General features: G+C 63.5%; 4 protein-coding genes and 1 pseudogene. 1 reads left to right on the top strand and 4 read right to left on the bottom strand.

Annotated features, from left to right (window positions below; translation table 11 throughout):
- Positions 1-84 precede the first annotated feature (84 nt).
- Positions 85-732 (bottom strand): nucleotidyltransferase family protein, encoded by a 648-nt coding sequence (locus Y707_RS0112800; RefSeq protein WP_051441958.1) that lies wholly within the window; start codon positions 730-732, stop codon positions 85-87.
- A 246-nt stretch (positions 733-978) separates the two neighbouring features.
- Between Y707_RS0112800 and Y707_RS0112795 the strand changes: the two are divergent.
- Positions 979-1,275 (top strand): annotated as a pseudogene (locus Y707_RS0112795) (MFS transporter); the annotation flags it as partial.
- Between the two features lie 5 nt (positions 1,276-1,280).
- Here Y707_RS0112795 and Y707_RS25715 read toward each other — a convergent pair.
- The 3 genes from Y707_RS25715 to Y707_RS25710 all read right to left on the bottom strand — a co-directional run.
- Entirely contained in the window at positions 1,281-2,894 is a 1,614-nt protein-coding gene (locus tag Y707_RS25715; RefSeq protein WP_051441957.1) for a polysaccharide pyruvyl transferase family protein, read from the bottom strand.
- An 81-nt stretch (positions 2,895-2,975) separates the two neighbouring features.
- Positions 2,976-4,436 carry a benzaldehyde dehydrogenase gene (locus Y707_RS0112785; protein ID WP_026535391.1) on the bottom strand — a complete coding sequence of 487 codons (1,461 nt, stop codon included), beginning with the start codon at positions 4,434-4,436 and terminating at the stop codon, positions 2,976-2,978.
- Positions 4,437-4,471: 35 nt separating this feature from the next.
- A partial coding sequence (locus Y707_RS25710; protein ID WP_035781643.1) for a thiamine pyrophosphate-dependent enzyme occupies positions 4,472-5,511 on the bottom strand: 1,040 nt, incomplete at its 5' end.

Raw genomic sequence — 5,511 nt, 5'->3', positions numbered from 1 at the left:
GCCTGTTCGTCGGAGGAGCGGCGACCATCCTGCAGAGCTGGGGTGTGCCGTTCTTCGGCTCGCGCGAAGGAGTAACGACGGCGGTCAGGGCTGATTGCCCCGGCCGAACGATTCCCCCTCGAGAAGATGCAGATCGTCCGCTGTGTCGATGTCGGCGTCGTCGCCTGAACCGGTGCAGTCGACAAGGTCGATCAAGTCCGGATTTCGGCGCAGAAAGGTGCGGGCTCCCGCATCGTCCTGCGCCAGTTCCGCCGCCTGCCGGGCATAGACGGGTTCGAAGATCATCGGGTGGGATGGCCGCCGCGCATCAGCATAATGCGCGGCGGTTATCCTTTCCGGGCGGTGAACCTGAAGGAGGTGCTGGACCAATCCGGCACTGATGTGCGGCTGATCGACCAGGGCGATGAGAACCGCGTCCGTATCTTCTGCGGCGCCGACCTCTTCAATGGCGTCGGCACCCCCAACGGCCGCAACGCCGGCTTTGAAGGACGAAGCCATCCCGGAGGCCCAATCCGGATTTTCCACAACGGTGCAGCGTTCGAGCCGGCACTCGGCCCGCACCCTTGCTGCGTCGGCACCCAGGATGACGACGACGTCGTCGCACCCGCCGTCAAAAAGTGCGCCTGCGATGTGCTCAACGAGAGGTCTCCCGTGGTACGGGAGCAAGGCTTTCGGACCGCGTCCCAGCCGGCTGCCGTTGCCCGCCGCCAGCAAAACTGCCGTCACAATCATGACCAGAACGCTAACATGATGCAGGATGTTGCAGACCTATACCGCAGAACCGACGCCATAGTCCGCCTGGAAGGAGCGTCATGAGCGTGAGGCACGCCGTTGCCGATCCCACCCGGATTACCAGCAGGGCCGGGAAAATCTACCTCGCCGTCTGCCTTGTCCTGATCGGGCTCAACCTGCGGACGCTGTTCTCCAGTTTCGCCGCGATCCTGCCCGAGATCACTTCCGCCTCCGGAATTTCGCCGCCCGCTGTCCGCTATCTGGCCGTGGACGGCGATGCTCGGCCTTGGGCAGGGCAGCATGACGGCGCTGGCACTGACCATGATCGTGCTCCGCACCCGGGACAGCCACACCGCAGCCCGGCTGTCCGGCATGATGCAGTGTGTCGGCTACGGGCTTGGATCCTCCGGCACGTCGCTGGTCGGACAGCTGCACGCGACGACCGGTGGGTTCACCGCGGCCGGCATTATGTTTTTGGTGATCGGGCTGCTCGGGGCGGTCTTTGGTCACCGGGCCGGGCGGAACCGCATCATCAGCGCCTGACGGTTTTACCGCAGGGAACGCAACCGGCGCTTGATCGACTTTTCGGCCCGCAACGCAAACTTGCGTCCGCGCTGAATCACCGATGGCTTGGGGCGGCTGAGTTCTTTAATGACCTTCGCTTGGCGGTCGAGGCGTTCCGCCTGACGATCAAGGCGTCCCGCCTGCCGGTCAAGGACTTTTGTTTGGGACGTAAGCTGCTTGCGGGATTGCTTTAATTGGACCTTCATGTCCTTCATTAGCTTGGACGAGTCCGCGCTCTTCCGGTCAAGCCCTTGAACACGTTTATCCACGTCCGCCAGGGTCGGCACCGGCTTTGGAGTGAGCGGCAGCGCGGCCTGGAGCTGGAACCTCGTCCGGGTCTCGTCAACTTTTTTCCCTTGCCGGAGCCAGCGGAGACGGGAGAGGACTTCCCGCCGGCCTTCCTCGCCCGGGGCCATCAAGGTATGCACCATTGGCGGGAGTTCTGCTGCCGCCAACTTGTCGTCAAAGGCGGTGTTTTCGTTTCCTGCCTGGTAAATATGCGGCAGGTCGTTCTTTTCCAGAAATGCTGTGAATCTGGCGAATTTTTCGGGCATCCCGGCATGGAACTTCGAATAATCTGCCGAGTCGTACAGTTCTGCCGCATCAGCTTCCGGACCAACCTCATCGATCCGGCGGTGTGGGATGTCGAAGTACTCGGCAAGTTCGAGGGTGCGGGAGTCGTGGGCAATAAGCATCGCGGGGACTCCGGCGAGGATGGAAGACATGCTTCCGTGCATGCGGGTTCCGAAGGTGAACTCGAAGTCTTCCAGATACTCAATCCAGGTACGGGGATCGAGAGGGAACCGCATCCTGTCCTCGGTGTAAAGCCGGTGCTCGGCATGTACGGGCATCCGGAAGTCTGCGACACCGCGGGGATGCTCGCCCCAGACCATTGTGGTGAGGTCCTTATTAGTTTGCGGAATGTAGATCAGGTTCCGGTACTTATCCGCGTGGCGGGCGACGACGGGCGCCATCTGCTTGACCTTGGGCGTCAAGGTAAGTGCAATCCGGCTGTCCGGATTCAGCTCAGGAACTTTCCGGGTAACCGCTGGGGAAGGCCCCTTCATGAATGCCGACGGGCATCCGATGACATCAACGTGCTCCTCACCGAAGCCCAGGTCCTTCAGATAGGCTGCGGTCCGTTCCCCACGTACTCCAATGCTTGCCGAACGGTCGAGGACCGCGGCCATGAATTCTTTGACGTCGTCGGCGATCGGGTCCTCCCCGGCCTCGGTGATCTCAAGCCTGTGCTGGCTTCCGACGCCGACGACAGTGACCGGCATGTCGAGTTTGCTGATGACGCGGGTTAAACGTCGCAGACTTGTCTGGAAGCTTGGGCGGAAGGCATTGGCCAACGGGACGACGAACCGATCGAAACCGTCGTTGATCTGCTGAACGTAGTGATCATCGACACCCGCGCGGCTGCTGAGGTAATTATTCGACACAATCTCCGTGCCGGGAACGCTCAACGTCCGATGCACAGACTGCCCAAACAGAAGATTGCCCACATTGGCCCGGTGAGTGTCCTGGGTGAGGGCAATTTCCGGGGGCACCGCGGTCCAAGGGTCCTTACTCGAACGCAGCAACAAACGGACCACTATCTACCTCCACAAATAAAGAACGACTCGTAGCTTATACGATCGGAGGAGACAGGGCGTTCCCGTGGCTTACGTCAGGGCTTAGAACGGATACCGGGCGATTTCCCCCTGCATGGTGACCCACTGCGTTTCGGTGAAGGCTTCGAGGTTGGCTTCGGCGCCGCCGAACCGGGCACCGGTTCCGGAGAAGCCGACACCGCCGAATGGTGCCACGGATTCGTCGTCGACGGTCTGGTCGTTGATGTGCACTATGCCGCTCGGGATCCGGTCGGCGACCGCCAGGCCCTTCATCGCATCCGTGGTCAGGATGCCAAGGGACAACCCGTAGTCGCTGGCGGTGGCGATGTGGACCGCTTCCTCCACCGATGAGAATTTCATCACAGGGGCGACCGGGCCGAAGATCTCCTCCGCAAAGCCGGGGTGGTTGAGCTCGCTGTCGGCCAGCACGGTCGGACGGTAGAAGAGTTCCTCATAGGTCCCGCCAGCGGCCAGCCGGGCACCGGCGTCGACCGATCCCCTCACCAAACCATGGATCTTGTCACGCTGCGCCGCGTTAATCACGGGTCCCAGCGGAACGTCGCTGGTGGCTGGATTGCCGACGGGCAGCTTTTCGGCCTTTTCGGCGAGCCGGTCAATGTATTCGGAGTAGATCGACTCGTGGACAATGTGCCGGCCGGTGGTCATGCAGATCTGCCCCTGGTGCAGGAACGATCCCCACGCGCCCGCCGAGGCGGCGGCGTCAAGGTCGACGTCGTCGAGCACGATCAAGGCGCTGTTGCCGCCCAGCTCCAGATGCGCCCGCTTGAGATGCCGGGCGGCGGCCTCGCCGACTGCACGCCCTGCGCCGGTTGAGCCGGTGAAGGAAATGACCCGGACCGATGGTTCCTCGATCAATGCCTGTCCTGCCTCTGCTCCGCCCGGAAGCACATGGAACAGTCCCTCCGGCAGGCCGGCTTCCTCCAGGAGCGCAGCCAGGAAAAGTCCACCGGATACGGCGGTGCGCGGATCCGGTTTCAGGATGACCGCGTTGCCGGCGGCGAGCGCCGGAGCGACCGATCGGCTGGAGAGAATCTGCGGAAAGTTGAACGGGGAAATGACGCCGACAGTTCCGGCCGGGAGCCGCCGCGCGAAGGACAGCCGTGGCTTGCCCGTGCGCAGCAACTGGCCGTACGGCGCCTCGGCCATGGCCGCAGCCGAGTAGAACTCGCCGGCAACCAGATGGGCCTCGAACCCTGCCTTGCCCTGCCCGGAGCCGGCCTCGCGGATCAACCAGTGCATGGCGACGTCGGCATGTTCCTCGATCAGGCTGCCCGCCTTGCGGAAGATGGCGGCCTTCTCCTCGAAGGAAGTCGCCTGCCATTTCAGCTGTGCGCCCTTGGCCTGTTCGGCGGCTTTCGCGACATCAGAGGCCAAGGCGACCCCGAAGGAACCAATTGTCCCGCCTGTGGCCGGTTCCATCACCGGTTGCGAGCCGCCGTCGCTCTTGGTCCAGCCGCCGCTGTAAACGAGTCCATCCCACTGGGATGATTCAAAGAACGTCATTGCTCTCTCCTCTTATGTGTTGCGATATCCAAAGCTTATGGTGCGAAGGTGGTGTCCGGAGCGACGGCGATTTCCAGCAGCACCGGTTCCGTCCGGCGTGCCGCATTTGTCAGGACCTCATCAAAAACCTCAATGAGGTTCGAGTAATCCTCCACCCGCCGGGCGGAGACGCCGAGGCCGGTGGCGATCGTGGATACCGAAATCTCCGGAAACGACGGCCAGGCCGGTTTGCTGTCGCGCTGCTCCGCCAACCGGTCCATCACCGCGTAGCCCCCGTTTGCGAGCACCAGGAAAACCACTCCGACGCCGGATTGCGCGGCGGTCCACAACGACTGGATGGAGTACATCGAGGACCCATCCCCGACGACGGCGACCACCGGGCGCTCCGGCAGCGCCATCTTGAGTCCGATCGACGCCGGCATCGCGAATCCGAGGCCACCCATGGCGGCGGACAGGAATCCCAGCGGGCGGCGGGCGGGAACAAGCGCCTGCAGCGCAGGCCGGGACGACGGCGACTCCTCGACCAGGATGGTGTCCTCTTCCAGTCGGGCCGCGAGCAGTTCGAAGACGTGGCTTGCGCGCAATGGTTCACCGGCTGCTGGCGGTGGCAGCCGGTACTGCTCAGCGGCGGCTCCGGCGGCTGACTTGCCACCGGTGGCGGTATCACGACCGGCTTGCCCTCCATGCAGGAGCGCCGTCACCGCGTTGCACAACGCTGCTGGATCCCCGACGACGGCGAGTTCCGCAGGGGATCTGTTCGCCTGGACCGCGTCATCGGTCAGCACGAAGACACGCGTCCCCTCCGGAACCAGAGGCCCGGTGGTAAACGGATACTGGCGGATGGCGGCCGTGCCCACCACCAGCAGGACGTCTGTCGAATCCAGCGCCTGCCGCACTCTGGGCCGGTCGGCGGGTAGCTGACCCTGGTAGAGAGGGTGTGTCTGGTCGAACCCGGCGCGCGAACCGAACGGCTCTATCCACACGGGCGCCTGCAGCTTTTCCGCCAGCGCGGTCAAGGCCGCCCAGCCGGCCTCGGTGTCATTGCCCGAACCGGCCATAATGGCGGGCCGTTTGG

It is taken from the genome of Arthrobacter sp. H14 (assembly GCF_000520495.1).
In the GTDB taxonomy this organism is placed as follows: domain Bacteria; phylum Actinomycetota; class Actinomycetes; order Actinomycetales; family Micrococcaceae; genus Arthrobacter_C.
This window is presented reverse-complemented; position numbering and strand designations above follow the sequence as displayed.